At 73.5% G+C, this 25,647-nt stretch carries 29 protein-coding genes; 17 read left to right on the top strand and 12 right to left on the bottom strand.

The features are described from left to right. The first annotated feature begins 7 nt into the window (after window positions 1–7). The 6 genes from IMZ35_RS08415 (at window position 8) to IMZ35_RS08390 (ending at window position 5,252) form a co-directional block, all read left to right on the top strand. Entirely contained in the window at window positions 8–1,375 is a 1,368-nt protein-coding gene (locus IMZ35_RS08415; protein WP_199440428.1) for a PPE domain-containing protein, read from the top strand. Beyond that, window positions 1,372–2,127, top strand: coding sequence for an ESX secretion-associated protein EspG (locus IMZ35_RS08410; protein WP_199440427.1), 756 nt, complete (start codon window positions 1,372–1,374; stop codon window positions 2,125–2,127). The genes IMZ35_RS08415 and IMZ35_RS08410 overlap by 4 nt, the downstream gene beginning before the upstream one ends. 148 nt (window positions 2,128–2,275) lie before the next feature. Beyond that, the gene (locus IMZ35_RS08405; protein WP_199440426.1) at window positions 2,276–2,590 is read left to right on the top strand and encodes a hypothetical protein; all 315 of its coding nucleotides are present in this window, start codon (window positions 2,276–2,278) and stop codon (window positions 2,588–2,590) included. After that, window positions 2,587–3,852, top strand: coding sequence for a transglycosylase SLT domain-containing protein (locus tag IMZ35_RS08400; protein WP_199440425.1), 1,266 nt, complete (start codon window positions 2,587–2,589; stop codon window positions 3,850–3,852). Before IMZ35_RS08405 ends, IMZ35_RS08400 begins: the two co-directional genes overlap by 4 nt. 22 nt (window positions 3,853–3,874) lie before the next feature. Beyond that, window positions 3,875–5,059 carry a pyridoxal phosphate-dependent aminotransferase gene (locus tag IMZ35_RS08395; protein ID WP_199440424.1) on the top strand — a complete coding sequence of 395 codons (1,185 nt, stop codon included), beginning with the start codon at window positions 3,875–3,877 and terminating at the stop codon, window positions 5,057–5,059. A 28-nt stretch (window positions 5,060–5,087) separates the two neighbouring features. Next, window positions 5,088–5,252 (top strand): hypothetical protein, encoded by a 165-nt coding sequence (locus tag IMZ35_RS08390; protein WP_199441052.1) that lies wholly within the window; start codon window positions 5,088–5,090, stop codon window positions 5,250–5,252. A gap of 43 nt (window positions 5,253–5,295) precedes the next feature. Here IMZ35_RS08390 and IMZ35_RS08385 read toward each other — a convergent pair whose 3' ends face one another. Both IMZ35_RS08385 and IMZ35_RS08380 read right to left on the bottom strand, forming a co-directional pair. Then, window positions 5,296–5,904, bottom strand: a complete 609-nt coding sequence (locus tag IMZ35_RS08385; protein WP_199440423.1) for an HAD family hydrolase — start codon at window positions 5,902–5,904, stop codon at window positions 5,296–5,298. A gap of 11 nt (window positions 5,905–5,915) precedes the next feature. Continuing rightward, entirely contained in the window at window positions 5,916–6,935 is a 1,020-nt protein-coding gene (locus tag IMZ35_RS08380; RefSeq protein ID WP_307867860.1) for a threonine aldolase family protein, read from the bottom strand. Between the two features lie 154 nt (window positions 6,936–7,089). Between IMZ35_RS08380 and IMZ35_RS08375 the strand changes: the two genes are divergently transcribed. The 5 genes from IMZ35_RS08375 to IMZ35_RS31675 all read left to right on the top strand — a co-directional run bounded on the left by IMZ35_RS08375 (window position 7,090) and on the right by IMZ35_RS31675 (window position 11,381). Continuing rightward, on the top strand, window positions 7,090–7,605 hold the full coding sequence (locus IMZ35_RS08375; protein WP_199440421.1) for a SigE family RNA polymerase sigma factor: 516 nt from the start codon (window positions 7,090–7,092) through the stop codon (window positions 7,603–7,605). A gap of 22 nt (window positions 7,606–7,627) precedes the next feature. Beyond that, the gene (locus IMZ35_RS08370) at window positions 7,628–8,407 is read left to right on the top strand and encodes a hypothetical protein (RefSeq protein ID WP_199440420.1); all 780 of its coding nucleotides are present in this window, start codon (window positions 7,628–7,630) and stop codon (window positions 8,405–8,407) included. Between the two features lie 87 nt (window positions 8,408–8,494). After that, window positions 8,495–9,085, top strand: a complete 591-nt coding sequence (locus tag IMZ35_RS08365; protein WP_199440419.1) for a TetR/AcrR family transcriptional regulator — start codon at window positions 8,495–8,497, stop codon at window positions 9,083–9,085. 44 nt (window positions 9,086–9,129) lie between these two features. Further along, complete coding sequence (gene purB / locus IMZ35_RS08360) at window positions 9,130–10,563, top strand: adenylosuccinate lyase (protein WP_199440418.1); 1,434 nt, start codon at window positions 9,130–9,132, stop codon at window positions 10,561–10,563. Then, on the top strand, window positions 10,560–11,381 hold the full coding sequence (locus IMZ35_RS31675; protein WP_199440417.1) for an MOSC domain-containing protein: 822 nt from the start codon (window positions 10,560–10,562) through the stop codon (window positions 11,379–11,381). The genes purB and IMZ35_RS31675 overlap by 4 nt, the downstream gene beginning before the upstream one ends. 18 nt (window positions 11,382–11,399) lie before the next feature. Here the strand turns inward: IMZ35_RS31675 and IMZ35_RS08350 are convergent, their stop codons facing one another. After that, window positions 11,400–12,086, bottom strand: coding sequence for a hypothetical protein (locus IMZ35_RS08350; RefSeq protein ID WP_199440416.1), 687 nt, complete (start codon window positions 12,084–12,086; stop codon window positions 11,400–11,402). Between the two features lie 45 nt (window positions 12,087–12,131). On the opposite strand from IMZ35_RS08350, the gene IMZ35_RS08345 reads away from it, so the two are divergent. Continuing rightward, the gene (locus tag IMZ35_RS08345; RefSeq protein ID WP_199441051.1) at window positions 12,132–12,644 is read left to right on the top strand and encodes a hypothetical protein; all 513 of its coding nucleotides are present in this window, start codon (window positions 12,132–12,134) and stop codon (window positions 12,642–12,644) included. A 115-nt stretch (window positions 12,645–12,759) separates the two neighbouring features. Here the strand turns inward: IMZ35_RS08345 and IMZ35_RS08340 are convergent, their stop codons facing one another. Genes IMZ35_RS08340 through IMZ35_RS08325 form a run of 4 tightly spaced genes read right to left on the bottom strand, consistent with a single transcriptional unit; the run spans window position 12,760 to window position 15,740 of the window. Then, window positions 12,760–13,263 carry a hypothetical protein gene (locus tag IMZ35_RS08340; protein WP_199440415.1) on the bottom strand — a complete coding sequence of 168 codons (504 nt, stop codon included), beginning with the start codon at window positions 13,261–13,263 and terminating at the stop codon, window positions 12,760–12,762. 49 nt (window positions 13,264–13,312) lie between these two features. Then, window positions 13,313–14,065, bottom strand: coding sequence for an amino acid ABC transporter ATP-binding protein (locus IMZ35_RS08335; RefSeq protein WP_199440414.1), 753 nt, complete (start codon window positions 14,063–14,065; stop codon window positions 13,313–13,315). Beyond that, complete coding sequence (locus tag IMZ35_RS08330; protein WP_199440413.1) at window positions 14,062–14,892, bottom strand: amino acid ABC transporter permease; 831 nt, start codon at window positions 14,890–14,892, stop codon at window positions 14,062–14,064. The genes IMZ35_RS08335 and IMZ35_RS08330 overlap by 4 nt, the downstream gene beginning before the upstream one ends. Beyond that, the gene (locus IMZ35_RS08325) at window positions 14,889–15,740 is read right to left on the bottom strand and encodes an ABC transporter substrate-binding protein (RefSeq protein ID WP_199440412.1); all 852 of its coding nucleotides are present in this window, start codon (window positions 15,738–15,740) and stop codon (window positions 14,889–14,891) included. Before IMZ35_RS08325 ends, IMZ35_RS08330 begins: the two co-directional genes overlap by 4 nt. A 90-nt stretch (window positions 15,741–15,830) precedes the next feature. On the opposite strand from IMZ35_RS08325, the gene IMZ35_RS08320 reads away from it, so the two are divergent. Beyond that, the gene (locus IMZ35_RS08320) at window positions 15,831–16,712 is read left to right on the top strand and encodes a phosphoribosylaminoimidazolesuccinocarboxamide synthase (protein WP_199440411.1); all 882 of its coding nucleotides are present in this window, start codon (window positions 15,831–15,833) and stop codon (window positions 16,710–16,712) included. A gap of 89 nt (window positions 16,713–16,801) precedes the next feature. Then, entirely contained in the window at window positions 16,802–17,497 is a 696-nt protein-coding gene (locus IMZ35_RS08315; protein WP_199440410.1) for a polysaccharide deacetylase family protein, read from the top strand. On the opposite strand, the gene IMZ35_RS08310 is transcribed toward IMZ35_RS08315, so the two are convergent. Together IMZ35_RS08310 and IMZ35_RS08305 are read right to left on the bottom strand one after the other, a co-directional pair. Beyond that, window positions 17,419–18,054, bottom strand: coding sequence for an MBL fold metallo-hydrolase (locus IMZ35_RS08310; RefSeq protein WP_199440409.1), 636 nt, complete (start codon window positions 18,052–18,054; stop codon window positions 17,419–17,421). The two genes, IMZ35_RS08315 and IMZ35_RS08310, sit on opposite strands and share 79 nt — an antisense overlap. Before the next feature lie 57 nt (window positions 18,055–18,111). Beyond that, window positions 18,112–19,101, bottom strand: a complete 990-nt coding sequence (locus tag IMZ35_RS08305; RefSeq protein WP_199440408.1) for an NAD-dependent epimerase/dehydratase family protein — start codon at window positions 19,099–19,101, stop codon at window positions 18,112–18,114. 188 nt (window positions 19,102–19,289) lie between these two features. Between IMZ35_RS08305 and purS the strand changes: the two genes are divergently transcribed. Genes purS through purL form a run of 3 tightly spaced genes read left to right on the top strand, consistent with a single transcriptional unit; the run spans window position 19,290 to window position 22,494 of the window. Further along, complete coding sequence (gene purS, locus IMZ35_RS08300; protein ID WP_199440407.1) at window positions 19,290–19,529, top strand: phosphoribosylformylglycinamidine synthase subunit PurS; 240 nt, start codon at window positions 19,290–19,292, stop codon at window positions 19,527–19,529. Next, window positions 19,526–20,206 carry a phosphoribosylformylglycinamidine synthase subunit PurQ gene (gene purQ / locus IMZ35_RS08295; RefSeq protein WP_199440406.1) on the top strand — a complete coding sequence of 227 codons (681 nt, stop codon included), beginning with the start codon at window positions 19,526–19,528 and terminating at the stop codon, window positions 20,204–20,206. Before purS ends, purQ begins: the two co-directional genes overlap by 4 nt. 5 nt (window positions 20,207–20,211) lie before the next feature. Then, entirely contained in the window at window positions 20,212–22,494 is a 2,283-nt protein-coding gene (gene purL / locus IMZ35_RS08290; RefSeq protein ID WP_199440966.1) for a phosphoribosylformylglycinamidine synthase subunit PurL, read from the top strand. A 51-nt stretch (window positions 22,495–22,545) separates the two neighbouring features. On the opposite strand, the gene IMZ35_RS08285 is transcribed toward purL, so the two are convergent. The 3 genes from IMZ35_RS08285 to IMZ35_RS08275 all read right to left on the bottom strand — a co-directional run bounded on the left by IMZ35_RS08285 (window position 22,546) and on the right by IMZ35_RS08275 (window position 25,324). Beyond that, window positions 22,546–23,376, bottom strand: coding sequence for a lysozyme (locus IMZ35_RS08285; protein ID WP_199440405.1), 831 nt, complete (start codon window positions 23,374–23,376; stop codon window positions 22,546–22,548). Between the two features lie 113 nt (window positions 23,377–23,489). Continuing rightward, window positions 23,490–24,332 carry a lysozyme gene (locus IMZ35_RS08280; RefSeq protein WP_438816858.1) on the bottom strand — a complete coding sequence of 281 codons (843 nt, stop codon included), beginning with the start codon at window positions 24,330–24,332 and terminating at the stop codon, window positions 23,490–23,492. Between the two features lie 143 nt (window positions 24,333–24,475). After that, window positions 24,476–25,324: an aldo/keto reductase gene (locus IMZ35_RS08275; RefSeq protein WP_199440403.1), complete on the bottom strand. Its 849-nt coding sequence runs from the start codon at window positions 25,322–25,324 to the stop codon at window positions 24,476–24,478. Window positions 25,325–25,647 lie beyond the last annotated feature (323 nt).

The raw sequence follows: 25,647 nt of genomic DNA, 5'->3' as shown, positions 1-25,647 counted from the left end.
GGGAACGATGTCCGGATTCGTTGACATCAAGGACTTCCGGTTCGAGGGGTACGACAACCCGTCGCTGGCTCAACTGGTGCAGAAGTTCGACACCAGCGACGCCGCGCAGAAGTTCGGCGAGGCGTCGCACGCCCTGCGCACGCTCGCCAAGAGCCTGACCCAGGTCGACCAGGCCCTGCGCGACGAACTCGGGAAGCTGGGCATCGCCTGGCAGGGCAACGCCGGTGACAACGCGGGCAAGTCCGTCACCGTGTCGGCCGACTACGCCGACGAGACGCAGGCCAGCAGCAAGCAGAACGCTCAGGCCACGATGATGCAGAGCAACTCGCACAGCCAGGCCAAGAACGGGATGCCGCCGTCGCAGACTCTGCGGGGTCCGTCGGAGACGTCCACCATCGACGACTTCGCCGACTTCTTCGGCGTGGAGACCGATCACGCCGCCGAGGTCAAGGAGACCAACGCCGCTCGTCAGCAGACGATCGACGGGCTCAACGGCTACGCGCAGAACAGCCGCGACGCCATCAACGACTTCGAGGTTCCCGGCAAGCCGCCCACCTTCGACGTCACGGCCGCCTCCTCCACCACCTCGATCTCCTCCGCCTCGGTGACCTCGCCCAGCGCGGTGTCGGTGCCCGGCGGGGCGAACTCGCTGTCCGGCGGCGGGACGTTCACCGGACTTCCCGGTGGCGGCGGCTTCAGCGGGGTCAACGTTCCCGGTGGCGGCAACGGCCTCGGCAACGTTCCCGGTGGCGGCAACGGCCTCGGCGGCGGCAACCTGCCCGGCGGTGGCAACAACACCGGCCTGCCGATTCCTCCCGGCAACTCCACGGGCGTCAACCCGTTGTCCCCCACCACCTCCGCGCTGCCCCCGGCCGCCTCGATGCTGCCGAAGGGCGGCGGGTCGAACCTGCCGCTCGGGCTGGGGCTCGCCGGTGCCGGCGCGCTGGGGCTCGGTGCCGCCGCCGCGACGGCGCGCGGTGCTCGGATCGTGCGGGGTGGCGCCGGTGGTGGCGGTGCCGCTGCCGGTGGCGGCGGTGCCGCTCCCGCGGGGAAGGCGCCCGCCAGCACGGGAACGGGCACGGGAACGGGTACGGCCGCCAAGGCCGGTGCCGCGGTGACCGGTGTCGTGGGCGAGGAGAACGCTCAGCGCACGGGACCCGGAGCCAAGGGCGGCGCTGGCCGCGCCGGAGCCGGGGCGAGCGGCGTGATGCAGCCCGCCGCGTCCGGTCGTGGCGCTCCCGGCGAGGAGGACGAGGAGCACGTGCGCAAGTACGGCGTGGAGTCCGACGAGGTCTTCGGGGACGAGCGTCTGGTCGTGCAGTCCGTCATCGGCGACGAGGACGGCCCGCGGCAGAAGGACGACCCGGTCCGTTGACGCCTCCCGGCACGGTCGTGCTGTCGGCGCTGGAGTTCGACGTCGCGTGGGAGGCGGAGCGTCTCCAGGGGCGCAACGTCGCCCTCGACGTGCCCAGCCCCGGCACGACCCACACGGAGCGCGCTCGTCTGGTCGCGGGCGCCTGGGAGTCGCTGGAGGCCCGCGAGCTGGCCGAGCGGGGACGCGTGGTGCCCGAACTCGCGGACGCCTTCGCGCTGCTCGCCAACCCGCAGTTCTCCTTCGACGTGTGGATCTGGACCGACCGCAAGATCACCGGCCTGGCGGCGGGCGCGGGAGAGGCCGGGCTGCTCGCCGTGGTGGACCGCGGTGAGGTGTGGTTGATCGAGTCCCGCGCCACTGCGCTCGCCGACGCCGCGGTCTCGGTGGCCGGTGACGCGCAGGCGGGGCGGGGCCGGTCGACGAGCGTGCCGCACGAGACGCTGCGCGCGGCGTCGAAGGAGGCAGGGCTCGACGCGGAGAAGCTGGTGCTCTCGCTGGAGCGGCGCGGCATCCCGCTCAGCGAGGCGCAGGAGCTGGCCGCGATGTGCGACGGCATGACCACGCGCGGGCAGTTCGGCGCGGAGCGCGCCCGCAAGCGCGCCGGTCGCGTGGTGTCGTTCCACGACACCCCGTCCGGTCGCTACCTGCACCAGCTGCGGCCCAGCACGGACAGGCGGAACTGGAGCACGATCACGCCGGTGGACAACCAGCGGCTCGCCGGTTGCCTGTGGGAGCTGCTGGACGAGGTCTGAGCGGAACTCCGCCGTCGCGGAGCGCGTCGGACCCCTGTGCGGCCGCAAAGGTTTGTGAGGTCCGGGCGACGTGCGGCCCGAACCGCACCCGGCGGCCGCCGGGCGCTCTAGAGTTTTCCGCACAGGCTCGTGAAGGGGGTAGGCCGACGTGGCCTTGGCCAAGTACAACGCGGAAGCCCTGGACCGGTGCCGCACGACGGCGAGCGACCGGGCGGGGAAGTTCGGCGCGATCGGTGATTCCTTCTCCGACGCGGTCAGCGGTGCTGACGTCTTCGGCGGGCTCGCGTCGTCCGGCGCGCTGGCCTCCGCGGTCAGCGGCCTGGACCAGCTCGTCGGGGCGGAGTTCGCCGCGGCGGAGTCGCTGCTCGGCAAGGTGGAGCGGTCGCTCGACTCCGTGCAGACCGACGTGACCGAGCGCGACGCCGCCGGTGGGGACCAGATCCGCAGGACGGGAGACCGATGAGCGCGAAGGACGAGGTGGCCGCGCTGCCCGGTGGGCAGGCGCTCGCCGGACTCGCGGAGAAGGTCGAACGGGCGCAGCCGCAGGCGGTGCGCGACGTCGCCGAGCGCTGGAAGCGGGCGGTGACGTCCTCCGACGAGAGCGGCGCGGACGTCGCGCGGTCCGTGGTGACGCTGGACGGCGGCTGGGAGGGCGAGGCGGCCGACGCGTTCGTGGTCTACATGGGCCGGTTCGGCAAGGCGGGCGAGTCGATCTCGCGCGCGCTGACCGACGCCGCGGCCGACCTGATCGGCGCGGCCGACGCGCTGGAGACGGCGAAGTCGTCCGTCACGCGGATCTGCGAGAACCTCCTGAGCCAGGTCCGCGCGCTGCGCGCGGCGAACGCGGGCAAGCCGCCCGCCGAGCTGGAGGCCACCATCAGCGGCCTGTGCGCCGCCGCGGCCAGCGACGCCCAGCCGGTGATCGCGACGGCGGAGAACGCGCTCGCCACCGCCGCGACGGCTCTGAAGGGCCGCACCGACGGGATCGAGCCGAGGTTCTCCGCCATCCCCGACCCGATGAACGCGCCGTTCACGCCCGCGCCGGGCCTGCACCTGGACTGGGCGCCCTCGCCGGAGCCGAGGCAGGCGTCCGGTGACACCGGGGAGTCCTCGGTCACCACCCCGCCCGCACCCGCACCCGCGGCCGAGCAGCCCCAGCAGCAGCCGCAGGCCCAGCCCCAGGCCGCCGCGTCCGGTGGCGGCGGTGGTGGCGGCGGGAGCTTCAGCGGTGGAGGCGCCAGCGGCGGCGGCGGCGGTGCCGGTGGCGGCGGCTTCAGCGGTGGCGGCGGCGGAGGTGGCGGTGAGAGCAGCGGCGGTTTCGGCGGCTACGGCTCCAGCGGTCCCCCGCCCACCAGCGGCCCGCCGCCCGGCAACGTCGAGGAGTGGATCCGCGAGGCCATCAAGATCCTCCAGGCCAACGGCATCCCGGTCACCGAGGCCAACATCGACGAGATCTGGACGATCATCGAGAAGGAGTCGGGGGGCAACCCCCACGCCCTCAACGACTGGGACTCCAACGCCGCGGCCGGAACGCCGTCCAAGGGCCTGATGCAGTGCATCGACCCGACGTTCCAGGCGCACAAGCTGCCGGGCCACGACGACATCTACAACCCCATCGACAACATCATCGCCGGTGTCCGGTACACCTTCAGCCGCTACGGCGGCTTCGAGGGGCACCCCGGCCTGGCGTCGATGGCCGGTGGTGGCGGTTACCAGGGTTACTGATCGGGTGAATTAGCCTGGCGGCATGCTGGAGCACGCCGCCAGGCTCACCGTCGCCGCACGAGCGGACGTCCCGCCGTTCCACGTCATGGAGGTGCTGTCCGCCGCCGCGGCGCGGCAGCGGAGCCGGGGCGACGTCGTGTCGCTCGCCGCGGGGCAGCCGTCGAGCCGCGCGCCGGAGCCGGTGCTGGCCGCGGCGGAGCGCGCGCTGCGCGAGCAGCCGCTGGGCTACACCGAGCAGCTCGGCGTCCCCGAGCTGCGCGCGGCCGTCGCGGGCCACTACGACCGCACCCACGGCCTGGACGTGAGCCCCGACGACGTGGTGATCACCACCGGCTCGTCGGGCGCGTTCCTGCTCGCGTTCCTGTCGGCGTTCGACGTCGGCGACCGGGTGGCGCTCGCCCGGCCGGGCTACCCCGCCTACCGCAACATCCTGCGCGCCCTGGGGTGCGAGGTCGTGGAGCTGCCCTGCGGGCCGGAGACGAGGTTCCAGCCGACGGTGGAGATGCTGGAGGCGATCCCGCCGGTCAAGGGCCTGATCGTGGCGAGCCCGGCGAACCCGACCGGCACGGTGCTGGCCGCCGCCGAGCTGAGCGGCCTGGCCGCGTGGTGCGCCGAGAGGGGCGTGCAGTTCATCAGCGACGAGATCTACCACGGCATCGGCTACGGCGCGGAGCTGCGGTGCGCGTGGGAGACCTCGCGCGAGGCCGTCGTCGTGAACTCCTTCTCGAAGACCTTCGCCATGACGGGCTGGCGGCTGGGCTGGATGCTGCTGCCGCGGCGGCTGCGCCGAGCGGTGGACAGCCTCACCGGCAACTTCACGCTGTGCCCGCCCGCGCTGGCGCAGCACGCGGCCGTCGCGGCGTTCGAGCCGGAGTCCTGCGCGGAGGTGGCGTCGCACGTCGAGCGCTACCGGACGAACCGGGAGGTCCTGCTGACCGGTCTCGCCGAGCTGGGGATCGACCGGCTCGCGCCCGCGGACGGCGCGTTCTACGCCTACGCCGACGTGTCGCACCTGACGACGGACTCCACGACGTTCTGCCGCGACCTGCTGCGGGACACCGGGGTCGCGATCGTGCCCGGCGTGGACTTCGACCCGGTCGACGGCGACCGCTTCGTCCGCCTGTCGTTCGCCGGGTCCACCGAGGACGTGCGGGAGGCGCTGCGCCGCCTGCGCGCCTGGCTGCCGGGAACCACCGCGGCTCCCTGAGCGTTCTCGTGGCACGACCGGGAGGGGGTTGATCGGCGTGTGGGCGATCATCGGTGTGCTGCTCGTGGTGTGGCTGCTGCTCACGATCCTCGGGGCGGTGCTGAAGGGCCTGTTCTGGCTCGCGATCGTCGGCGGCGTGCTGTTCCTCGGCACGGTGGCCTACGGCGCGATCAGGGGGAGGTCCCGAACCTGACGCGGTCCCGCGGGAGACCCGCGGACCGCGCTGGCCACGTCGCTCAGCCCGGTCGGCCGTCCAGCACGCTGAGCCGCACGAGCTCCTCGCGCGCTCCGGCGCTGCCGCGCCACAGCCACGCCGACATGCCCGCGGCGAGCGCGCCGTCGACGTTGACCTGCCGGTCGTCCAGGAACACGCAGTCCGCGGGTTCCGCGCCGAGCCGCCGCGCCAGCTCCCGCCAGATCCGCTCGTCCGGCTTCGCGACGCCCAGGTCGCCGGAGAACACCAGGTGCTGGAAGTGCCTCGTCCACGCCTGCCGCTCGGCGACCCGGCCGAACGACGACGGCGCGTTGGACAGCAGCGCCAGCGGGACACCGGCCTCGTCCAGCTCGGCCAGCAGCGCCAGCGTCCCCTTGTCGGGGTGCAGCCAGCCCGCGACGTCGATCTCGGTCAGCCGCGCCGACAGCGCCTCGTCCACCCGCGTGCCCAGCCGTTCGCCGACCGCGCGCCAGAAGTCCAGGTCGGAGCAGCCCAGGTCGTAGGGGTGGCGCTCGCCCCAGTAGGCGGTGGTGAACTCGTCGGTGGTGGCGCCCAGCAGGTCGGCCAGCACCGGCAGGGCCTCGCTCTGGCGGCTGATGACCTCGCCGTAGTCGAACACGATCCAGCGCACGTCCGCTCCTCTCAGCTCGCCGACGCGATGCGGCGCAGCGCCTCGGCGATGTCGTCGGAGTTCACGTCACGGTGTGTCACGAAACGCACGTTCCCGGCCATCGGCCCGGCGAAGACGCTGAGGTGGCGCAGCCCGGCGAGGGTCACCTCCAGGTCCGGCACCTCGGCGACGACGATGTTCGTCTCCGGCTTGCGCACGGTCCAGCCCAGCTCGCCGAGCCCGTCGGCCAGCGCGACGGCGTTGGCGTGGTCCTGCGCGAGGTCCTCGATCCGGTCCAGGCCCACCAGGCCGGCCGCGGCGAGCACCCCGCCCTGGCGGACGCCGCCGCCGAGCATCTTGCGCACCCGCCTGGCCTCCTCGACGAACGTCGTCGAACTCGCCAGCACCGAGCCGACCGGCGCACCGAGGCCCTTGCTCAGCGACACCTGCACCGAGTCGACGCCCACGGCGAGCGCGGCCGGCGGCACGCCGAGGGCGGTGGAGGCGTTCCACAGCCGCGCGCCGTCGAGGTGCACGCGCAGCCCGGTCTCCCTGGCCGCGGACACGAGCATCGCGTGCTCGTCGGGCGGGACGACCGTGCCACCGGCCGCGTTGTGGCTGTTCTCCAGGCACAGCAGCGTCGTGCGCAGGGTGAAGTACGGCCCGCCGCCGCCGGCCGCCGCCCGCACGGCCTCGGGGCTGATCCGGCCGGGAGCGCCCTCCCACCGCAGGGCGTGCGGCATCCCGCCCGCCAGCCACGCCGGTGCGCCCAGCTCGGAGTCCAGGACGTGCGAGGACTCGGCGGCGAGGAACCGGTCACCGCGGTTCAGGTGCAGCATGAGCGCGACCAGGTTGCCCATCGAGCCGGTGGGCATCCAGATCGCCGCGTCGAGGCCGAGGAGTTCGGCGACCCGTTCCTCCAGCTCGCGCATCGTGGGATCGTGATCGAGCACGTCGTCGCCGACCTCGGCGGCGGACATGGCGAGACGCATGCGCTCGTCGGGCTGGGTGACGGTGTCCGAGCGGAGGTCGATCGGTGCGAGCTGGGTCACCGTGGGATCACACCACACCGGCGCGACTGCGCTCCTTCTCGGTGACGCTTCTGAGATCGCGGGGGTGACGCACATCTCGTTCCCGGTTCGTGCAACCGTGGAGCGGGTCGGTTCCGTCTGGTCGGTGACAGCACGAGGAGCGGAGAGAGTCCGCGTGGATCAGCGCGACGAGCAGGAGTTCGCGGAGTACTTCGCAGCTCGCCGGGAGGCCGTGCGCCGAACGGCGTACCTGCTCTGTGGTGATTGGCACCGGGCGGACGATCTCGCGCAGACGGCGTTCGTGTCGCTGCACCGCCGGTGGCGGAAGGTCCGGGACAAGCAGGCCCTGGACGCCTACGTCCGCCGCTGCGTGGTGCGCGCGGTGATCGACGAGTCGCGGCGGCCGTGGAGGAGGGAGCGCTTCGTGGACGAGATGCCCGAGACGCCCTCCGGCGACGGCGAGGTGGCCGAGTCGGTGGCGACGCGCGCGACGCTGCTCGACGGCCTGCGGCGGGTTCCGCCGAGGCAGCGGGCGGTGCTCGTCCTGAGGTACCTGGAGGGCCTGGACGTGGCGGCCACGGCGGTGGCGCTGAAGTGCTCGGAGGGCACCGTGAAGAGCCAGGCGGCTCGTGGGCTCGACGCCCTGCGGGCCGCGCTGGGCAGCGCGATCGACGATCTGCGGCCGGCGTGACCCGGCCGAGGAGGTGACGCGGGTGGACGAGCAGGAGCTCGCGGAGCTGTTCCGCGACGCGGTGCGCGACGTGCCACCGGCGACCTTCGACGAGACCGACGTGCGCAGCGCGTCGGCCAGGGCCACCGCGCGACGGCGGGCCTCGGTCGTCGTGGGCACCGCGGTGGCCGCCGCGCTCGCGCTCGGCGGCACCGTCGCCGGACTCGGCGTGCTGGACGAGGTGTCGCAGGAGGACGCGACCGTCGCCGGTGCCGCCACCGACCCCACCCCCGGGGTGATGCGGGCGCCGGACGAGCCGGGACGCGCCGATCGCGGCCAGCTGCCCGGCTCCGCGCCGACCGGCGGTCTGCCGCCGGAAGAGCTTCCCGTGGAACCGCCTTTGCAGGGGGGCGAGACCACGGGGAGTGCCGGTCCTCCGACCGGCACCACCCCTCCGGGGTGTGGAGAGGTGGACCGGGAGCTCGCCGTCGCCCTCGCCGGCGAGCTCCCGGCCGCTGCCACCGGCGGCCAGCCCGTGCCGGTGGCCGGGGAGTGCCCCGCGGGGTCGCGCGCCGCCGGGTACCTGGTGCGCGACGGCGACGCGGTGGGCCTGTTCTCCGTGGTCGTCGTCCCGGCCGGACCGGAGGGGGCCTCGGTCGGCCGTGCGGAGGTCGACCAGTCGCCGGGCGCGCGCTCCGCGTCCCGGCCGACGCTCGGCGGCGGCCTCGTGCAGGTGCTCAGCGACCCGGCCGAGGGGTCGGCGATGGCGCCCTTCGGCGACGAGGTCAACGGGGTGGCCGACGGGCTGGCCGGTCTGTTCTGACGACGGGGTCGTCCGATGCGGTCGATCCCGGTGTCGTGCGACTCACCCGGCCCGGCGCTGTCCGGCCGACCTCCTACGATGCGCCTGATGACTGCCGCCACTCCCAAGGGCGAGCGCCGCCGCCAGGCGCTCGTGGAGGCCGCCGCCGCACTGCTCGCCGCCGGCGGCTTCGACGCCGTCAGGCACCGGGCGGTGGCCGAGCGCGCCGGGCTGCCGCTGGCCTCCACCACCTACTACTTCGACTCGCTCGACGCCCTCGTCGCGGCCGCCGCCGAGTTCCACGGCCGCGCCGAGCTCGCCGAGGGCAGGGCTCGGCTGGACGAGATCGACCCGGCGCACTGCGGCGGTGACGCGCTGGTCGAGCTGGTCCTGGACATGCTCGTCGGCTCCGGGAGCAGGGACGGCGACGCGGAGAGCGTCGTGCTGCGCTACGAGCGGCTGGTCGCCACCGCCCGCCGCCCGCACCTGCGGCCGCTGATGCGCGAGCTCAGCGCCGAGCTGCACGCCGTGCTGCACGAGATGTTCGCCCGCTCCGGCAGGTCGGTCGACGCCGAGCGCGTCGAGGAGCTGGTCGCCCTGGTGGACGGCGCGGTCGTCAACGCGCTGCTGGAGGTCAACCCGGACCCCCGCGGGGCGGCCCGCCGGATGCTGCGCAAGGCGCTCGACCGCGACGCCTGAACCGTCCCGTCGGTCGCTCCACCGGTCTGACTAGGCTGTTCGCCGTGACGAGCAAGCCGCGCATCGCCAACGTCCTCGCAGGTCGCTACGCCTCCGCCGAGCTGGTGACCCTCTGGTCCGCCGAGCACAAGATCGTGCTGGAGCGCCAGCTCTGGCTCGCGGTCCTGCGCGCGCAGGCCGAACTGGGCGTCGACGTGCCGGACGGCGTCGTGTCCGACTACGAGCGGGTCCTCGACCAGGTCGACCTGGTCTCGATCGCCGAGCGCGAGCGGGTGACGCGCCACGACGTGAAGGCCCGCATCGAGGAGTTCAACGCGCTGGCCGGGCACGAGCACGTGCACAAGGGCATGACGTCGCGCGACCTGACCGAGAACGTCGAGCAGTTGCAGGTCCTGCGGTCGCTGGAGCACGTGCGCGGCAAGACCGCCGCCGTCCTGGCCCGCCTGGCGCGGCTCGCCACCGAGCACGCCGACCTGGTGCTGGCCGGGCGGTCGCACAACGTCGCCGCGCAGGCCACGACCCTGGGCAAGCGCTTCGCCACCACCGCCGACGAGGTGCTGGTCGCGTTCCGCAGGCTCGACGAGCTGATCGCCCGCTACCCGCTGCGCGGGGTGAAGGGCCCCGTCGGCACCGCGCAGGACATGCTCGACCTGCTGGGCGGCGACCGCGCGAAGCTCGGGCGGCTGGAGCACTCCGTCGCCGGTCACCTCGGCTTCGAGCGGGTGCTGACCAGCGTCGGTCAGGTGTACCCGAGGTCGCTGGACTTCGACGTGCTGTCCGCGCTGGTGCAGCTCGCGGCCGGGCCGTCGAGCCTCGCGAAGACCATCCGGCTCATGGCGGGCCACGAACTCGTCACCGAGGGCTTCAAGCCGGGCCAGGTCGGCTCCAGCGCCATGCCGCACAAGATGAACACCCGCTCCTGCGAGCGGGTCAACGGCTTCGCGGTGATCCTGCGCGGCTACCTGTCGATGACCGGTGAGCTGGCGGGCGACCAGTGGAACGAGGGCGACGTGTCGTGCTCGGTCGTGCGCCGCGTCGCGCTGCCGGACGCGTTCTTCGCCATCGACGGCCTGCTGGAGACGCTGCTCACCGTGCTCGACGAGTTCGGCGCGTACCCGGCGGTCGTCGCCCGCGAGCTGGACCGCTACCTGCCGTTCCTGTCCACGACGAAGGTCCTGATGGCCGCCGTCCGCGCCGGTGTCGGCCGGGAGACCGCGCACGAGGCGATCAAGGAGAACGCCGTCGCCGTCGCGCTGGCGATGCGCGAGCAGGGCCTGGCGGGCAACGACCTGCTGGACCGGCTCGCCGCCGACGACCGCCTGCCGCTGGACCGCGCCGCGCTCGACGAGCTGCTCGCGGACCGGCTGTCGTTCACCGGTGTGGCGGCCGAGCAGGTCGCCGACGTCGTGGCGCAGGTGGAGGACCTGCTGCGCGCGTACCCGGCCGCCGCCGGGTACGCGCCAGAACCGATCCTGTGACGGTCCGGGTGCACGACCTGGTCGCGTACCCGTTGAAGGGCTGCGCGGGGACCTCGCTGGACAGCGCCGAGCTGACCGCGACGGGCGTCGCGCACGACCGTGAGCTGATGCTGGTCGAGCCGGGCGGCGAGTTCCTCAGCCAGCGCAAGGAGCCGCTGATGGCGGCGCTGCGCCCGCGGCTGCTCGACGACGGCGAGCGGCTCGTCGTCACCGCCCCGCGGGGAGGTGACCTGGAGCACGACCTGGCCGACGGGCCGCGGGTGCCGGTGTCGGTGCACGCGTGGCACGGCGAGGGCGTGGACCAGGGCGACGCGGCGGCCGAGTGGTTCTCGGCCGCGCTGGGCCGCCCGTGCCGCCTGGTGCGGGTGCCGCCGGAGCAGCGCCGCGAGTCGGGCGGCGACACCCCCGGCCTGGTCGGGTTCGCCGACGCGCACGCCGTGCTCGTGACGTCGCTGGCGTCGCTCGACGGGCTGAACGAGCGCATCGTCGCGCGCGGCGGCCGGCCGGTGCCGATGAACCGCTTCCGCCCGAACGTGGTCCTCTCCGGCGTGGCGGAGCCGCACGGCGAGGACCTGGCCGCCCGGCTCGTCGTCGGCGGCGTGGAGCTGGGCCGGGCGAAGATCTGCGTGCGCTGCGCCGTGCCGATGGTGGACCAGGACACGGGGACCCGCAGCGGTCCCGAGCCGATCCGCACCCTGGCGACCTACCGCCGCGGCACCGGGGGCGGCGTGACGTTCGGCTGGAAGGCCGCCGTCGTGACCGGCGGCCGGATCTCCAGGGGCGACGAGGTGGACGTGGTCGGCGACCGGTCGGCGTGACCCGACCGGCCGCCGCGATCACGTGCGGAGCGACACGCTCCACAGCCGGTCGGAGGGCTGCCGGTAGAACTCCTGGCCACCCACCAGGCGCAACCGGACCCCGCCGGCCGCGTCGGCGCCCACGGCGCCCACCACCCCCACGGGACCCGCGCTCCCGTACAGGCGGACGAGGTCTCCGGCCACCAGGTGCGCGGCGGGGACGAGCCCGGTGTTCACGGCCTTCGACGCCGGGCGCAGCCGGATCGTCCACAGCTTCCACAGCCCCCACGCCACGACGGGCGTGAGCAGCGGAAGCCACGCGGTACCGGGAGACGACACCAGCGGCAGCCCGGCGAAGAAGCCCACCAGCACCGCCCACACGCCCGAGCTGATCGGCCGCCGGGCGACCTGGAGCCATCCGGTGGTCCGCACGACGCCGTCCGGCATCAGACCGCGGGGGGCGCTGCCGTCCGGCAGGCGCACCGCCGGAACCCGGTCGTCGTCGAGCACCGTCATGGCCAGCGCCGCGCCGACCAGGGCGGTGTCCACGGCCAGGTGGTGCCCGCACCTCCGGCAGACCAGGACGAACCCCGTCTGACCGTCCTCGCAGGTCGCCACGTCCAGCGCGCCGTGCCCAGCGGGGCAGTGGTAGGCGCGGGAACCGCGCTGGAGGGTCTGCAGCGCGCGGCCGTCGGAACCGTGCGCATCCGTCGTCGGCCTCGTCATGCTCCCTGCCACCTCAGCTTTCCGTCCGAAGCGGTGGCGCACACCATGGGCTTGCCGGTCGCGCTCACCCCGGTCGAGCCCGCGGGCGAGCAGAACGACCCGCCGCGCACCGTGCCGGCGGAACCGTCGCGCGTCGGAGCGGGGGCCGGAGCCGGTGCTGGCGCCGGAGCGGGAGCCGGAGCCGGAGCGGGGGCGGGAGCCGGAGCGGGCACCTGTCGGGGCTCCGGCACGGTCGCGGCGGCCACCTCGCTCGTGACCACGGGCGGTGGTGCGGAAGCGGTGGTGGTGCCGGTGGTCGTCGTGGCGCTGCTCGGCGCGCTGCTGGCCGCCGGACTCGCGGTCGACGAGACGGGCGCGGAGGTCGTCGAGGCGGCACCGGTGGTCGTGGTGCCGGGCGGCACCGTGCCGGACACCGGCTTCACCGGCAGCGGTGGCGCCACGAGCGCTCCGAGCACCGTGATCGCGAGGAGGCCACCGCCGAGCGAGGTGAGCAGACGCGACCAGGACGGGGTGCGCCACCACCAGCGGAAGAGGGCGGGGGGAAGACGGTGGAGTTGAGGCACGAGCACTCCTGGTGGGCGGTGTCGGCGACGTTGCCCGGTGTCCGGGTGATCGCACTCCTCTGACCCTCCGTTATCCCGATCGGCAGACCTTCACCCGTCCGTGTGGCAGGTCAGGTGTGCCGCCAGCGCAGACGGCCTCCCGCGCCGGGAGCGCACACCAGCTGGTTGCCGCCGATGCCGCTCGCCGTCGCGCCCTCCGCGTCGCAGGGGGAGCCCGGCAGGGCCAGCTCCTGGAACGTCGGCGACACCGGTGCCTCGGTCCGCGCCGGCGGCGCCTCCGTCGTCGGCGCCTCGACGGGGGTCTCCTCCCGCGTCGGAGCCGGCGCCGGCTCCGACGTCGTCACCTCGACCTCCTCCTGCGCGACCGGTGGCGGTGGCGGCGGCGGTGGAGGGGGAGGCGGCGTGGTGGTCGTGCGGACCACGATCGTCACGTTGGCCGGGAGCGGGCGCGACGAGGGCGAGCTGCTCGCGGAGGGCGAGGAGGACGCGGAGGCGGGCGTCGGAGCCGACGACGACGACGACGTCGGCGCGGGCGGGGCGCTGTCGGGGCCGCCGCAGCCCGCCGTCCCCAGGACGAGGACGAGGGCGGGGACCACGACGCTGCACCGCTGCACCAGCAGCACACTAGACCGTTCGGCCCAACGCGGCAGTCGCCCGACCAGGTCACACGAGGCGTCCGGCCGCCACGATCCGTCGCAGGAACTGCCTGGTCCGCTCGTGCTCCGGCTCGCCCAGCACCTGCTCCGGCGGGCCCGACTCGACCAGCCTGCCGCGGTCCAGGAAGCACACCCGGTCGGCCACCTGCTTGGCGAAGCCCATCTCGTGGGTCGCCATCAGGATCGTGCGGCCCTGCGCCGCCAGCTCGCGGACCAGCGTCAGGACCTCGCCGACGAGCTCGGGGTCCAGCGCGCTGGTGATCTCGTCCAGCAGCAGCAGGCGCGGCTCGTGGGCCAGCGCGCGGGCTATCGCCACCCGCTGCTGCTGACCGCCGGAGAGCCGGTCGGGGTGCGCGCGGGCCTTGTCGCCCACGCCGACCCGCTCCAGCAGCGCCAGCGCCTCCCGCTCGGCCCGCTCGCGGGGCACGCCGTGCACCACGCGCGAGGCCAGCGTCACGTTGTCCAGCACGCTGAGGTGCGGGAACAGGTTGAACTGCTGGAACACCACGCCCATCGCCCTCCGGGCCACGTCGGCGTCCACCCGCGGGTCGGACACGTCCTGCCCGTCGAGCAGCACCTGCCCGTCGTCGACCTCCTCCAGCAGGTCCACGCAGCGCAGCAGCGTCGACTTGCCCGACCCGGACGCGCCGATCAGCACGACGACCTCGTGCTCGTGCACGTCCAGGTCGACGCCGTCGAGCACCCGGTCGGCGCCGTAGCTCTTGACGAGTCCCCGCACCGACAGCACCGGTCCGCTCACGCCGCACCCCACCTCCTCGCGGCACGCCGCGACACCAGGTCCGCCAGCCGCGCCGACGGCACGGCGAGCAGCACGAACAGCAACCCCGCCACCACGTGGGGCGTGAAGTTGTACGACGAGGCGGAGGCGATCTGCGCGGCGCGCACCGCGTCCACCGCGCCGAGGACGGAGATCAGCCCGCAGTCCTTCTGCAGCGCCACGAAGTCGTTGAGCAGCGCGGGCAGCACGCGCCGCACGGCCTGCGGCAGCACCACGATCCGCATCGTGCGGCCGTGGTCCAGCCCGAGCGAGCGCGCGGCGGCCAGCTGCGACGGGTGCACCGACTCGATGCCCGCGCGGAACACCTCGGCGACGTAGGCGGAGTACACCAGGACCAGCGCGATCGAGCCCAGCACCACCGGGTCGCGGGGCAGGCCGGTCAGCCGCAGGCCGGGCAGGCCGAACCCCACCAGGTACAGGCAGATGATCAGCGGCAGCCCGCGGAACAGGTCCACGTAGCCCGTGGCGAGCACCCGCACCGGGAACCACACGGGGCCGCGCAGGGTGCGCAGCGCCGCGATCCCCAGCGCCAGCACCAGGATCAGCACCTCGCACACGACGAGCACGCGCACGTTCAGCCACAGCCCGTCGAGCACCGCGGGCAGCGAGCGCCGCGCCGTCTCCAGGTCGAAGAACGACCGCCGCACCCGCGGCCAGCCCGGCGAGGAGGTCACGGTGAACCAGGCGACGGCGGCGAAGACGACCGTGGACACCAGCGCGATCAGCGTGGAGCGGCGGGAGCGGGAGCGCCGGTGCGCCAGGCGCTCCCGCTGGAGGTCGCTGATCACCGCAGTTCGGGGGCGTTGCCCGCCCCGGCGAGCCACTCCTGCTCCAGCGCGGCCAGCGTGCCGTCCGCGCGCAGCGCCTCCACGGCCCGCGAGACGCACGCGGTGAGCGGGCTGCCCTCGTCGAGCACGGCGCCGAACTGCTCGCCGGTGCCGTCGCCGGCGGGGAGCTGGCCGACGATCGTCCCGTCGGTCAGCTCGGCGGACGTCACGTAGAACGCCGTCGGCAGGTCCAGCACGAGCGCGTCGATCTGACCGTTGCCCAGCGCGGCCTTGGCGTCGTCGTTGGTGTTGTAGACGGCGACGTCCCGCGCGGAGCCCAGCTCCACCGCCGCGTCGTAGCTCGTGGTGCCGACCTGCGCGCCGATCGTGACGTCCTTCAGGTCGGCCAGGGACTTCGCGCTCGCCGCCGGTGAGGACTTCAGCGCCACGACGGCCTGGGTCACGTCGTAGTACGGCGCGGAGAAGTCGACGGCCCGCTCGCGCTCGTCGGTGATCGAGAACTGGTTGAGGTCGACGTCGAAGGTCTTGGCACCGGGCTGGACGGCCGCGGTGAACGGCACGCGCGTCCAGAGCACGTCGGACCGCTCGTACCCCAGCTCCTCGGCGAGGGCGTACGCGACCGCCGACTCGAACCCCCGGCCGTTGGCGGGGTCGTCGTCGACGAACCACGGCTCGTAGGCGGGCTGGTCGGTGCCGAAGGTGAACTTCTCCGGGGTGAGGGTCTTCAGCGACTCCCGGGCGCAGTCCGCGGCACCGGGGGCGCCGGTGGCGGAGGGGGACTCGTCGACGGGGGCGCAGGCGGCGGCCAGGACGGTCGCGGCGGCGATGAGCAGGACCGGAACACGCATGACGAGAATCCTGCCCCGGGTCGCCACCCGTGCCCGGGGGGTGGGACGGCCGGTGCGCGCGAGGGCCGGTCGCACACGTAGGCTGCCGCCGTGCCGACGCTCGCCGACTACCCGCAGATCGCCGCAGGCAAGGTCCGCCAGCTCCACGCGGTGGACGACGACCTGCTGCTGCTCGTGGCCTCCGACCGCATCTCCGCCTTCGACCACGTGCTCGACACGCCGATCCCGGACAAGGGCCGCGTGCTCACGGCGATGAGCGTGTTCTGGTTCGAGCGCTTCGCCGACCTGGTCCCGAACCACCTCGTGTCGTGGGACGACGAGCGCATCCCCGCCGAGGTGCGCGGTCGCGCGCTGCTCGTGCGGCGGCTGGAGATGGTGCCCGTGGAGTGCGTGGCGCGCGGCTACCTCACCGGTTCCGGCCTCGCCGACTACCGGCGCACCGGCGCGGTGTGCGGCGTCGAGCTGCCCGCCGGGCTCGTGGAGTCCGCCGAGCTGGCCGAGCCGATCTTCACCCCGGCGACGAAGGCCGAGATCGGCGCGCACGACGAGAACGTCAGCTTCGAGGCCGTGGCCGAGCAGGTCGGCCGCGAGCTGGCCGAGCGGCTGCGCGACGCGACGCTGGAGGTCTACGGCGTGGCGCGCGCCTTCGCCCGCGAGCGCGGCGTGATCCTCGCGGACACGAAGTTCGAGTTCGGCGTCGACTCCTCCGGAGCCCTGGTGCTGGGCGACGAGGTCCTCACCCCCGACTCCTCGCGCTACTGGCCGGCCGACTCCCACGAGCCGGGCCGGGTCCAGCCGTCGTTCGACAAGCAGTACGTGCGCGACTGGCTGACCTCACCGGCCTCCGGCTGGGACCGCGCCTCGGACACCCCGCCGCCCGCGCTGCCCGACGACGTCGTGGCCGCCACCCGCGCCCGCTACGTCGAGGCCTACGAGCGGATCACCGGACGGGACTTCGCCGACTGGCTGTGAGCGGCGTCTCGGCGGAAGTTCGGCAGAACTGCGCGCGGACGTCACCCGGCCTTCGGGCCGCCGTCATCCGGGCCGGGCCCACTGGTGTCGTGTCCTCACAGCTCGTGGTCTCGCTGTCCGGTGTCGGCGCCGGCACCCTCGACCGGTGCGCCGACCTCGCCGCGGAGCTCGACCGCAGGAACGTCCCGCTCTCCCTGGTCGTCGCGCCGCGCGCGGTCGGCCCGGTCCACGACTGGGTGAAGCAGCGCACGGCCGCCGGTGACGCGCTGGTCCTGCGCTGCGACGGTGGCGTGGAGTTCGCCCACGAGGCGAACCTGCGGCTGATCGCCGCGCGGAACGTGCTGGAGCGGCTGGGCCTGGTGGCCGACTGCTACGCGCCGCCGCGCCGCGCGTCCGCCGGCACGCTCACCGCGCTGCGCCGGCACCGGTTCGCGCTGTGCGCCGACGCCGTGGCCGTGCGGGACCTGCGCACGGGACGGACCGAGCCCGCCCGCGTGCACGGCCTGCGGCGCGTCGGCGGTGAGCGGGGGGAGCCGTGGCGCTGCCGGGCGCTGGTGCTGGGCGCGGCCAGGGTCGCCCGGCGCGGTGGGCTCGTCCGCCTCGCGGTCGACGCGTCCGACCTCGACCGGCTCGGCCCGCGTCAGGCCGTCCTGGACGCGGTGGACATCGCGCTGCACCACGGCGCCGCGCCGACCACCTACCAGTCTCAGACCCGCGTCGGCTCTCCCGGCGTCAGCGGCGCGACGACCGTGCCCTTCGGCGCGAGGCGCTCGAACAGCGAGTAGTACAGGTCCTTCACCGCCAGGAGCTCCTGGTGGACCGGCACCGCCGCGCGCGGAGCCACGGCGCGCAGGAAGTCCACGGCGTCGGCGGCCCTCATCCACGGCGCCGCGGTCGGCAGGGCCAGCACGTCGACCTGCTGCTCCGGCACGTGCAGCGAGTCGCCGGGGTGGTAGAACGCGCCGTGCTCGACCAGGTAGCCGACGTTGTCGACCACCGGCAGGTCCGGGTGGACCACCTCGTGGTCCGCGCCGATCACCGACACGGCGACGCCGGACAGGTCGAGCGCGTCCCCGGCCCGTGCGACGGTGGCGGTGATCCCCCCGTCCGCCAGCTCGCGCGCCGAGCCGGGGTCGGCGACGAGCCGCGCGCCGGGGTTGGCGTCGAGCAGCGCGGGCAGGCGCTCCGGGTCGAGGTGGTCGGCGTGCTGGTGGGTGACCAGCACGGCGTCCAGGTCCGTCAGGTCCTCGAAGCCGCTGGAGAACGTGCCGGGGTCGAACAGCAGCCGCGCAGCCCCCGTGTCGAGCAGCACGCAGGAATGTCCGTAGTGGACGATCTGCATCGTCGTTCCCCCTCCGGGCAGCCGTTCCGCTCAGCCTAGGCCCGCCCGCGCCGTGTTTCAGAGCGCGGCCAGCAGGTCGGCCTCCTCCCGCGCGGTCAGGCCCGCGCGGCGCTCGCGGTCCGGCCCGAGGGAGCGTTCGTGCTCCAGCGCGGCGAGGGCGGTGTCGGTGATCGGCCGCACCCCCAGCCCGGCCGCCAGCGCCGGGCCGGGGTCGTGGGCCAGCATCCCGACGTGCGACGGCGGCAGCCACAGCGGCAGCGAGCGCGGCCCGGACCACGCGGACACGCCCCTGCTCTCCAGCGTCTGCACCGGAACGCGCACCAGCTCGGTGCCCGGCGGAGCCACCGCGCCCGCGATCTCGCCCAGCGCCATCGCCAGCGGTGTTGCCGGGCCCGTGCCGTCGAACGTGCCGGCCAGGCGCCGCTCGCCCGCGTCGACGATCCACGCGGCCAGATCGCGCACGTCGACGTGGGAGAACGGCTGGTCGGGCGTGTCGGGCACGGCGACCCGCCCGCCGAGGGAGAGCCGCGCGGGCCAGTAGCCGAACCGGTCGGACGTGTCGCCGGTCCCGGTGATCAGGCCGGAGCGCAGCACGAACGCCGCGTCGCCCAGCGCGTCCCGCACGGCCAGCTCGCTGGCCACCTTCACCGACCCGTAGCGGTCCGGCGTCGGCTCGGCGTCCGGATCGTCCTCCAGCGGGGGCAGCAGCGCGTCCGCGACGGTCCCGCCGAGCGCCGACTGGTCGGCGTAGACGGAGATGCTGGACACGAACGTCCAGTGGCCCGCTCTCCCGCCCAGCGCGCGCAGCGCCTCGCGCACCCAGGTCACGTTCATCCTCGCCACGTCCACCACGGCGTCGAACCGCTCACCGGCGAGCGCGTCGAGCGCGCCGGGCCGGTCCCGGTCGACCGGGACGAGCCGGGCGCCGTCGGGCACCCCGCCGGACTCGCCGCGCGCCGCGCACACGACGTCGTGGCCGCGCCGCAGCGCCTCGGTCACGACCGCCCTGCTGAGGAAGAGCGTTCCTCCGAGCACCAGGATTCGCATGGACCACACCCTGACCCCGCCCCTCCGGGGACGCCACCGCTCTCGCTCACGGTGAACGCACGGACGGGTGATTCCCGTGACATCCCGCTGGTGACGGTGTGGGGCACGCCACCCGTCGGCGGGGTGAACACCCAGGTCAGTTAGGCTTTCGAGGTACCGCCAGCCCTCTGTTCAGGGAGCAGCCTGTCGTGGCCCGAGTCGTCGTCGACGTCGTTCCGAAGCCCGAGATCCTCGACCCGCAAGGCCAGGCGGTGGCGAACGCGCTGCCCCGCCTCGGTTTCGAGGGCGTCACCAGTGTCCGCCAGGGCAAGCACTTCGAGCTGGAGGTCGACGACACCGTCGACGACGCCACGCTCGCCAAGATCGCCGAGACCTTCCTCGCGAACCCGGTCATCGAGGACTGGGTCGTTCGGCGGGTGGACGCATGAGTCTCCGCGTCGGGGTGATCACCTTCCCCGGAACGCTGGACGACGTGGACGCCGCTCGCGCCGTCCGCTACGCCGACGCCGAGGCCGTGCCGCTGTGGCACGCCGACCCGGACCTGCGCGGGGTGGACGCCGTCGTCGTGCCCGGTGGCTTCTCCTACGGCGACTACCTGCGCTGCGGGGCCATCGCCCGCTTCGCGCCGGTGATGCAGTCGGTGATCGAGGCCGCCGGGAAGGGCATGCCCGTGCTGGGCATCTGCAACGGCTTCCAGATCCTGTGCGAGGCCGGGCTGCTGCCCGGCGCGCTCGTGCGCAACTCCAAGCTGCACTTCGTGTGCCGCGACCAGTGGCTGAAGGTGGAGAACAACACCACGGCCTGGTCCAGCCGGTACGAGCGGGGCGCGGAGATCCTCGTGCCGCTGAAGTCCGGTGAGGGCGGCTACCAGGCCGACCAGCGGACCCTCGACGAGCTGGAGGGCGAGGGCCGGGTGGTGTTCCGCTACGTCGGCGGCAACCCCAACGGCTCGCGCAACGAGATCGCGGGCATCACCAGCGCCAACGGCCGGGTCGTGGGCCTCATGCCCCACCCCGAGCACGCGATCGAGGCGCTGACCGGTCCCACGGACGACGGTCTCGGTGTGTTCCTGTCCCTGATCGACGCGGTGGGGGTGCCGGCGTGACCGCGATCCAACCGGCCGTGGACACGGTCGAGCACGCCAGCGGCACTCCCGACCTGGAGCAGCCGTACCGCGAGCTGGGCCTCAAGGACGACGAGTACGCGCGCATCAAGGAGATCCTCGGCCGCCGTCCCACGGACGCCGAGCTGGCGATGTACTCGGTGATGTGGAGCGAGCACTGCTCCTACAAGTCGTCGAAGGTCCACCTGAGCTACTTCGGCGAGACCACCACCGACGAGATGCGCTCGAAGATGCTCGCGGGCATCGGCGAGAACGCCGGTGTGGTCGACGTCGGCGACGGCTGGGCCGTCACGTTCAAGGCGGAGAGCCACAACCACCCGTCCTACGTCGAGCCCTACCAGGGCGCGGCGACGGGCGTGGGCGGCATCGTTCGCGACATCCTCGCGATGGGCGCCCGCCCGCTCGCGGTGATGGACCCGCTGCGCTTCGGCGACCCGGAGGCGGCCGACACGCGCCGCGTCGTGCACGGCATCGTCGCGGGCGTCGGCGGCTACGGCAACTGCCTGGGCCTGCCCAACATCGGTGGCGAGGTCGTCTTCGACTCCTCCTACCAGGGCAACCCGCTGCTCAACGCCCTGTGCGTCGGCGCGATGCGCGTCGAGGACCTGCACCTGGCGCACGCGTCGGGCACCGGCAACCGGGTCGTCCTGTTCGGCGCTCGCACCGGCCTCGACGGCATCGGCGGCGTGTCGGTGCTCGCCAGCGAGACGTTCGGCGGCGACGAGCACTCCGGCGGGCGCAAGAAGCTCCCGGCGGTCCAGGTGGGCGACCCGTTCACCGAGAAGGTGCTCATCGAGTGCTGCCTGGAGCTGTTCGCGCAGCGCGTCGTCGTCGGCATCCAGGACCTCGGCGGCGCCGGGCTGTCCTGCGCCACCTCGGAACTGGCCAGCGCCGGTGACGGCGGCATGCACGTCTACCTCGACCGGGTTCCGCTGCGCGCCACCGGGATGACCCCGGCGGAGGTGCTGTCGAGCGAGTCGCAGGAGCGCATGTGCGCGGTGGTGAAGCCCGAGGACGTCGACGCCTTCATGGCGATCTGCGCCAAGTGGGACGTCATCGCCACCGACATCGGCGAGGTCACCGACGGCGACCACCTGGTGATCACCTGGAACGGCGAGGTCGTCGTGGACGTCCCGCCGCGCACCGTCGCGCACGAGGGCCCGGTGTACCACCGGCCGATCGAGCGCCCGGCCGACCAGGACGCGCTCCAGGCGGACACGCCCGACGCGCTGGCCCGCCCGTCGACGCCGGAGGAGCTGCTCGCCCTCGTCACGACGATGGCGTCCTCGCCCAACCTGGCGTCCCGCAAGTGGGTCACCGACCAGTACGACCGCTACGTGCGGGGCGGCACCGTCCTCGCGCAGCCGTCGGACTCGGGCATGATCCGCATCGACGAGACGACCAACCGCGGTGTGGCGCTGTCCACGGACTGCAACGGCCGGTTCACCAAGCTCGACCCGTACGCGGGCGCGCAGCTGGCGCTGGCCGAGGCGTACCGCAACGTCGCCACCAGCGGCGCGACCCCGGTCGCGGTCACGAACTGCCTGAACTTCGGCTCGCCGGAGGACCCGGCGGTCATGTGGCAGTTCGAGCAGGCCGTGAAGGGTCTCGCCGACGGGTGCGCCGAGCTGGGCATCCCGGTCACGGGCGGCAACGTCAGCTTCTACAACCAGACCGGCTCCACGGCGGTCCTGCCGACGCCGGTCGTGGGCGTGCTCGGCGTCATCGACGACGTCCGCCGCCGCATCCCCACCGGGATCGGCGCGGAGGCCGGGGAGACGCTGCTGCTGCTCGGCGACACGCGCGACGAGTTCGGCGGCTCCGAGTGGGCGCACGTCGTGCACGGTCACCTGGGCGGTCTGCCGCCGAAGGTCGACCTGGCGCGGGAGAAGCTGCTGGGCGAGATCCTCGTGGCCGGTTCGCGCGACGGCATGGTGTCCGCCGCGCACGACCTGTCCGACGGCGGTCTGGCGCAGGCGCTGGTCGAGGCCTGCCTGATCGGCGAGACGGGCGCGCGGGTGTTCCTGGACGGCGACGCCGACCCGTTCGTCCAGCTCTTCAGCGAGTCGGCGGGACGCGTGCTGGTCGCGGTCCCGCGGACCGAGGAGCTGCGCTTCACCGACATGTGCACGGCGCGCGGTCTGCCGTGGAGCAAGGTCGGCGTGGTGGACCCGGAGGCGGGGGCGCTGGAGATCCAGGGCATCGGGACGCTCCCGCTGGCGGAGCTGCGCGAGGCGTGGGAGGCCACCCTCCCGGCCCTGTTCGACTGATCGCGTCTGGTGCGGGGCCCGGTCGCACTCGCGGCCGGGCCCCGCACCGCGTCAGCCGTTGGCCAGCGCCTGGAGCCGGTCGTAGCCGCCGTTGAACTGGTTCTGGTCGATCGGTGTCGCGCTGTACTGCCAGATCGTGTGCTGCTGCCAGCGGTAGGGCAGCGCGCCGACCGTGCTGGCGTACCTGGCCACCCACAGCGGGTTGGTGCTGCTGAAGTCGCCGCTGCTGCCGGTGCACTGGTTCCACCAGTTCGTGGACGTGTAGATCACCGGCCACACCCCGGTCCGCGCGTGGTAGGTGTTGCTGAAGTCGAGGATCCAGTTGACCATCGCCGACGCGCTGAGGCCGTAGCAGGTCCCGCCGTACGGGTTGTACTCCACGTCGAGCGCGCCCGGCAGCGTCCTGCCGTCGCGCGACCAGCCGCCGCCGTTGGCCAGGAAGTAGTTCGCCTGGGTCGCGCCGCTGGAGCGGTCCGGCAGCGCGAAGTGGTACGCGCCGCGGATCATGCCGACGTCGTAGGACCCGTTGTACTGCTGGGCGAAGTACGGGTTCAGGTAGCTCGTGCCCTCGGTGGCCTTGGTGTAGGCGAACCTCTTGCCCTGGTTCCAGTAGTGGCTCCAGTTCACGTTGCCCTGGTAGCTGGCGACGTCGATGCCCTCGACCACGGCGTTCGACGACGGGTCCGCGGGGACGACGATCTGCTCGTCGCCGCCCTCGTGCTCGCGGATCTGCGACCCGAGCGTGTGGTTCTCCCGCTGGAGCGCCGCGGTCAGGTCGTCCGGCGCCGGCGCGGCCGCCGCGCCGGCCGGGACGGCGGTGATCAGGAGCAGGGTGCTCGCACACGTGGCGAGCGCGGTCGTGAACTTGGCGAAGGGCGTCATCGTCAGACTCCTCGGTTCCGAGTCCGTGCAGGGGGTGATTCGACGGCAGTCTGGACGATTGGGTAACCAATTGGCCAGGCTTTAAGTGAATCAGTCACGAGAACGGACCAGGGTCAACCGAGCGCCATGCGGTTCAACTGCTCCTGATCACCGTTGAAGACGTTCTGGTCGCCGGGGAAGAGACCGGCCGCCCGCCACTGCCAGATGGTGTGGAACCCCCAGCCGATGGGGAGTTCACCGATCGTCTCGGCGTACCGGGCGATCCACAGCGGGTTGGTGGTGTGGAAGTCGGTGCCGCCGCCGACGCACGTGTTCCACCAGTTCGTGGAGGTGTAGATCATCGGATGTCTACCCGTTCGGGTGAGCACCTGATCGCTGAAGGACTTGATCCACCCGGTCATCCCGGTCTGGTCCAGGCCGTAGCAGTGGTCCCCGTAGGGGTTGTACTCGACGTCGAGCGCCGGTGGCATCGTGCGGCCGTCTCGCGACCAGGCGCCGCCGTTGTCGACGAAGAAGTTCGCCTGCGCCGTCCCGTCGGAGCGGTCGGGCAGCGCGAAGTGGTAGGCCCCGCGGATCATGCCGATGTCGTGCGAGCCGACGTACTGCTGCTCGAACACGGGGTTGAGGTAGTCGGTGCCCTCGGTGGCCTTGACGTAGGCGAAGCGCGCGCCGTCGTTCCACGACCGCTGCCAGTCGACCGCGCCCTGGTGGCCGCTGACGTCCATTCCCGGCACCGTGCCGTCCGGCGTCCGGCCGCTCGTCCCCTCCGCGCCCTCGTGCTCGGCGATCTGCGATCCGGCGTAGTGGTCGGCCGAGCCGGTGGGCGGGCCGGCCACCGCCGCTGCCGCCCGCGGTGCCGCGAAGGCTCCGGCGACGAGAGCGGCGGCGCCGGTGATGACGGCCGTGGTCCTGGTGATGCTGACCCGCGCGGTCCACGCGTGCTGAAGGGTGCAGATCCTCACGAACGCCCCCATTCGGTCGGCAGTGCTGCTCTCTCTGCCTCAAATGGTGCATCCGTTCGGCCGCGACCGCATCCGCTGAACTCTCCAGTGTTCAGCGCGGGAGGGCGTCCTGTCCAGGGATGCCCCCCCGCGCGTTGTCACCCGTCCAGGCGTTCGATCTCGTCGATCGCCAGCACCAGGTCGGCCGCCGCCGCGGAGTCCCGGATGCTCTCCGGCCGCGACGCGCCGGGGATGGGGATCACGACCGGCGCCTTGGCGAGCATCCACGCCAGGGACACCTGCTGCGGGCTGACGCCGTGCGCCTGCCCGATCTCGACCAGGGCGCCGTACTCGCCGCCCAGGTCCGCCGCGCGGGAGATGCCGCCCAGCGGGCTCCACGGCAGGAACGCGACGTCGAGCTTCGCGCACAGCTCCAGCTCGGGTTCGCTGGAGCGGAACGCGAGGGAGAACTCGTTCTGCACCGACACGAGCCGGCCGCCCAGCACGTCGTTGGCCAGCGAGATCTCGTCCGGGTTGAGGTTGGACACCCCGGCCATCCTGATCTTGCCCGCGTCGAGCAGCTCGGCGAGCGCGCCGATCGACTCGGCGACCGGCACGGCCGGGTCGGGCCGGTGGAACTGGTAGAGGCCGATGGCCTCCACCCCGAGCCGCCGCAGCGAGGCGTCGCACGCCGCTCGCAGGTGCTCGGGGCTGCCGTCGAGCGCCCAGCCGCCGCCGGGCACCCTCGTGTGACCGCCCTTCGTGGCGATCAGGACCTCGGTGCCGACACCCCGCAGAGCTTCGGCGAGGAACTCCTCGCCGTGCCCGAAGTCGGAGTCGTCGAGCGAGTAGGCGTCCGCGGTGTCGAACAGCGTGACACCCGCGTCGACCGCTGCGCGGACGGTGGCGATCGAACGCTCCCGGTCGGGGCGGCCCTGGATCGACATGGGCATGGTGCCGAGGCCGATCGCGCTCACCTCGACATCGCCGATCCGGCGAGTCTGCATGGAGCTACCTCCTTCGTTGGAAGCTCCAGCGTGCTCCTCCACGAGCGCTCAGGTCGAGCGGAGGGGGGTCACGGGTGCAGCACGTCACCACCGGACCTCTCCCCGCGTCGTCTCCCCGCGTCGTCTCCCCGCGGCGGTGCTGCACGGCCAGCAGCACGAGGGCGACGGCGGAGACGGCCGCGCCGGTGATCCAGACGGACCTCACGGGGAGTGCGTTCTGCCGGGTGCGGGCGTCCGAGGGGGACAGAACGGCGTCTGCTCCGGCTGGACGGTGCGCGCGATCACCGCAGTGGCCCATGATGGGGGTGTGCGCCGACCGACCG

This window comes from Umezawaea beigongshangensis (assembly GCF_016464305.1).
Lineage (GTDB): Bacteria > Actinomycetota > Actinomycetes > Mycobacteriales > Pseudonocardiaceae > Umezawaea_A > Umezawaea_A beigongshangensis.
Note: the sequence above shows the minus strand (reverse complement) of the source record. Positions and strands in the feature narration are given on the sequence as shown.

Bases quoted from the DNA above. Each gene is read 5' to 3' on its own strand.
- IMZ35_RS08395 (WP_199440424.1), top strand. From the start codon at position 3,875: ATGCTGGAGCACGCCGCCAGGCTCACCGTCGCCGCACGAGCGGACGTC.
- purQ (WP_199440406.1), top strand. From the start codon at position 19,526: ATGAGTCTCCGCGTCGGGGTGATCACCTTCCCCGGAACGCTGGACGAC.
- IMZ35_RS08305 (WP_199440408.1), bottom strand. From the start codon at position 19,101: ATGCGAATCCTGGTGCTCGGAGGAACGCTCTTCCTCAGCAGGGCGGTC.
- IMZ35_RS08275 (WP_199440403.1), bottom strand. From the start codon at position 25,324: ATGCAGACTCGCCGGATCGGCGATGTCGAGGTGAGCGCGATCGGCCTC.
- IMZ35_RS08365 (WP_199440419.1), top strand. From the start codon at position 8,495: ATGACTGCCGCCACTCCCAAGGGCGAGCGCCGCCGCCAGGCGCTCGTG.
- IMZ35_RS08285 (WP_199440405.1), bottom strand. From the start codon at position 23,376: ATGACGCCCTTCGCCAAGTTCACGACCGCGCTCGCCACGTGTGCGAGC.
- IMZ35_RS08350 (WP_199440416.1), bottom strand. From the start codon at position 12,086: ATGACGAGGCCGACGACGGATGCGCACGGTTCCGACGGCCGCGCGCTG.
- IMZ35_RS08415 (WP_199440428.1), top strand. From the start codon at position 8: ATGTCCGGATTCGTTGACATCAAGGACTTCCGGTTCGAGGGGTACGAC.
- IMZ35_RS08325 (WP_199440412.1), bottom strand. From the start codon at position 15,740: ATGCGTGTTCCGGTCCTGCTCATCGCCGCCGCGACCGTCCTGGCCGCC.
- IMZ35_RS08310 (WP_199440409.1), bottom strand. From the start codon at position 18,054: ATGCAGATCGTCCACTACGGACATTCCTGCGTGCTGCTCGACACGGGG.
- IMZ35_RS08345 (WP_199441051.1), top strand. From the start codon at position 12,132: ATGGGCTTGCCGGTCGCGCTCACCCCGGTCGAGCCCGCGGGCGAGCAG.
- IMZ35_RS08400 (WP_199440425.1), top strand. From the start codon at position 2,587: ATGAGCGCGAAGGACGAGGTGGCCGCGCTGCCCGGTGGGCAGGCGCTC.